The following is a 3,250-nucleotide window of genomic DNA, read 5'->3' as shown; positions in this document are numbered from 1 at the left end:
AGGCTACGCTTACAGCAGCTCATTGCACACGATGCTCGCGTCTGCAGGTTTTGGTTTTCTCTGGAGAGCGTCTGCAACAGCTATTTCAGACAGGCCCAAACAATTCACGCAGGACTACGTGATGACCGAGCCCCTCCTCAGTTTTGATCAACTCAAGCGTGCCGCCGCCTCCGGCGAGATCGATACCGTTCTTGTCTGCATGGTCGACATGCAAGGCCGACTGGTCGGCAAGCGATTCCAGGTCGAGTTTTTCATCGACAGCGGCCACGAAGAAACCCACTGCTGCAATTACCTGCTGGCCGATGACATCGACATGGAACCGGTGCCGGGTTACGCCGCGACCAGTTGGAGCAAAGGCTATGGCGACTTTGTGCTCAAACCCGACATGGCTACGTTGCGACGGGTGCCCTGGCTTGAGTGCACGGCGCTGGTGCTCTGCGATGTGCTCGATCATCACCATCGACGCGACCTGCCGCACAGCCCACGGGCGATTCTGAAAAAGCAGATTGAGCGACTGCGCGAGCGCGGCTACACCGGCATGTTTGCTTCGGAACTGGAGTTCTATCTGTTCGACGAGAGCTACGAGGCGATCCACGAGCGCAACTACCACAAGCCGAAGACGGCCGGCCACTACATCGAAGACTACAACATCCTGCAAACCACCCGCGAAGAGCCGGTGCTGCGGGCGATTCGCAAGCATCTGCAGGCCAGCGGCATTCCCGTGGAAAACTCCAAGGGTGAATGGGGGCCGGGCCAGGAAGAGATCAACATCCGTTATGCCGATGCCCTGACCATGGCCGACCACCACGTCATCATCAAGCACGCCTGCAAAGAGATCGCGCAACTGCAGGGCAAGGCGATCACGTTCATGGCCAAGTGGCGCTATGACGCCGCCGGTTCCAGCAGCCACATCCACAATTCGCTGTGGGACAAGAACGGTAAGAAGCCGCTGTTCTTCGACGCCAAGGCTGAGTTTGGCATGTCGAAACTGATGCGCTCCTGGGTGGCCGGGCAGCTTAAATATGCCAACGACATCACCTGTTTTCTCGCGCCCTACATCAATTCGTACAAGCGCTTTCAGGCAGGCACCTTTGCCCCGACCCGGGCGGTGTGGAGCCGGGACAATCGCACCGCAGGTTTCCGTTTGTGCGCAGAAGGCAGCAAAGCCATCCGCATCGAATGTCGCATTGGCGGTGCCGACCTCAACCCTTATCTGGCCTTTGCCGCGTTGATCGCCGCTGGCCTGGCCGGTATCGACGAGAAGCTCAGCCTCGCGCCACCCTTCGAGGGCGATGCCTACGTCGACGAACACTTGCCTGAAGTATCGAAGACCCTGCGCGAAGCCTGCGCCGCACTCCAGGGCTCGACCATGTTGCGCGAGGCGTTCGGCGATGAAGTGATCGACCACTACGTGCACACCGCCGAATGGGAGCAGAAAGAGTACGACCGGCGGATCACCGACTGGGAACTGCAGCGCGGTTTTGAGCGCTATTGAGACTTCCATCATGACTTCAACGATTCAACTCGTCTCCCCAGTCGATGGCCGGGTCTATGCCGAACGCCGCTGCGCCGATGCGGCGCAAATCGACCAGGCTCTGGCGGCGGCCGAAGCAGCCCAGACGCAATGGAAACGCCGGCCACTGAGCGAACGCGCCGCCTTCTGCAGCGCCGCGGTAGACGCGATGCTGGCCATGAAGGCTGACATCGTGCCGGAACTGGCCTGGCAGATGGGCCGCCCGGTGCGCTTTGGTGCTGGTGAACTGCGCGGTTTCGAAGAGCGTGCCCGCCATATGATCGCCATTGCGCCTGAAGCCTTGGCAGCGCTTGAACCGACACCCGTCGCAGGTTTTCGTCGCTGTATCAAACGCGAGCCGCTGGGTACGGTATTGGTCGTCGCACCCTGGAATTACCCCTATCTGACGGCAGTGAATACGATTATCCCGGCGCTGATGGCCGGCAACAGCGTCATCCTCAAACACGCCTCGCAAACGCTGCTGGTTGGCGAACGTTTTGCCGAAGCGTTGCGCCGCGCCAACTTGCCCGCCGGCCTGTTCCATAACCTGCTGCTCGATCATGGCCAGACCGGCGAGATCATTGGCTCGGGACGCGTGCACCAGGTGAACTTCACCGGTTCAGTCGATGCTGGCAAGGCCATGGAAACCGCCGCCACCGGACGCTTCCTCGGCGTGGGGTTGGAGCTCGGTGGCAAAGACCCGGCTTACGTCCGGTCAGACGCCAACCTCGAGCATGCAGTGGAAAACCTGGTGGACGGCATCTTCTTCAATTCCGGGCAAAGCTGTTGCGCGGTCGAGCGTATTTATGTCGATGAAAAAATTTACCCGGTGTTTGTCGAACGCTTCGTCGCCTTGACCCGCGAATACGTGCTGGGCAACCCACTGGACGAAGCCACCACGCTCGGTCCGTTGGTCACACCGAGTGCCGCTGAATTCGTTCGCGGGCAGATCGCCGATGCACTGACCCAAGGCGCTCGGGCGCTGATCGATCCAAAGGATTTTCCTGCCGACGCACCGGGCAGCGCCTACCTCGCGCCGCAAGTATTAGTCGACGTCACCCATCAAATGTCGGTGATGCGCGACGAAAGCTTTGGCCCGGTGGTCGGCATCATGCCGGTGGCCAGCGACGACGAAGCCATCGCCTTGATGAACGACAGTGAGTTCGGGCTCAGCGCCTCCATCTGGACACAAGACCTTGCCGCCGCAGAACGTCTGGGCAACGAGATCGACACCGGCACCGTGTTCATGAACCGCTGCGATTACCTGGACCCGGCCCTGGCCTGGACCGGGGTGAAGAACAGCGGGCGCGGCGTCACGCTGTCGCGCCTGGGTTATGAACATCTGACCCGAGCGAAATCCTTCCATTTGCGCCACGAGATCTGAGCCATGAGCCTGACCGCGAACTGGAACTACCCCACAAGCATCCGCTTCGGTGCCGGCCGCATCGCCGAGCTTGCCGAGATCTGCCGCAGCCAAGGGATCCAGCGACCGTTACTGGTCACCGACAGTGGCCTGGCGCGAGCCCCGATCACTGCCGCAGCGCTGGACGCCTTGCGCGCTGCCGGTCTTGGCGTCGCGCTGTTTTGCGACCTTAAACCCAATCCGGTCGAAGCCAACCTGGCGGGCGGGCTCGACGCCTGGCGAGCCGGCAAACACGATGGCGTGGTCGCCTTCGGCGGTGGCAGTGGCCTGGACATGGGCAAGCTCATCGCCTTCATGAGCGGCCAAACCCGACC

Annotated in this window: 3 protein-coding genes; all 3 read left to right on the top strand. The window is 61.2% G+C overall.

Going from position 1 to position 3,250, the window contains the following annotated elements; all coding sequences use genetic code 11:
• The first annotated feature begins 121 nt into the window (after positions 1–121).
• Positions 122–1,495 carry a glutamine synthetase family protein gene (locus WLY71_RS30145; protein WP_347806487.1) on the top strand — a complete coding sequence of 458 codons (1,374 nt, stop codon included), beginning with the start codon at positions 122–124 and terminating at the stop codon, positions 1,493–1,495.
• Positions 1,496–1,505: 10 nt separating this feature from the next.
• On the top strand, positions 1,506–2,897 hold the full coding sequence (locus tag WLY71_RS30140; RefSeq protein WP_347806486.1) for an aldehyde dehydrogenase family protein: 1,392 nt from the start codon (positions 1,506–1,508) through the stop codon (positions 2,895–2,897).
• 3 nt (positions 2,898–2,900) lie between these two features.
• Positions 2,901–3,250, top strand: a 350-nt coding sequence (locus WLY71_RS30135) for an iron-containing alcohol dehydrogenase (protein WP_347806485.1), incomplete at its 3' end; no start/stop codon positions are given.

It is taken from the genome of Pseudomonas rossensis, from assembly GCF_039888995.1.
In the GTDB taxonomy this organism is placed as follows: Bacteria; Pseudomonadota; Gammaproteobacteria; order Pseudomonadales; family Pseudomonadaceae; genus Aquipseudomonas; species Aquipseudomonas rossensis.
Note: the sequence above shows the minus strand (reverse complement) of the source record. Positions and strands in the feature narration are given on the sequence as shown.

Excerpts from the sequence above, each read along its gene's own strand:
- WLY71_RS30145 (WP_347806487.1), top strand. The coding sequence starts at position 122 with ATGACCGAGCCCCTCCTCAGTTTTGATCAACTCAAGCGTGCCGCCGCC.
- WLY71_RS30140 (WP_347806486.1), top strand. The coding sequence starts at position 1,506 with ATGACTTCAACGATTCAACTCGTCTCCCCAGTCGATGGCCGGGTCTAT.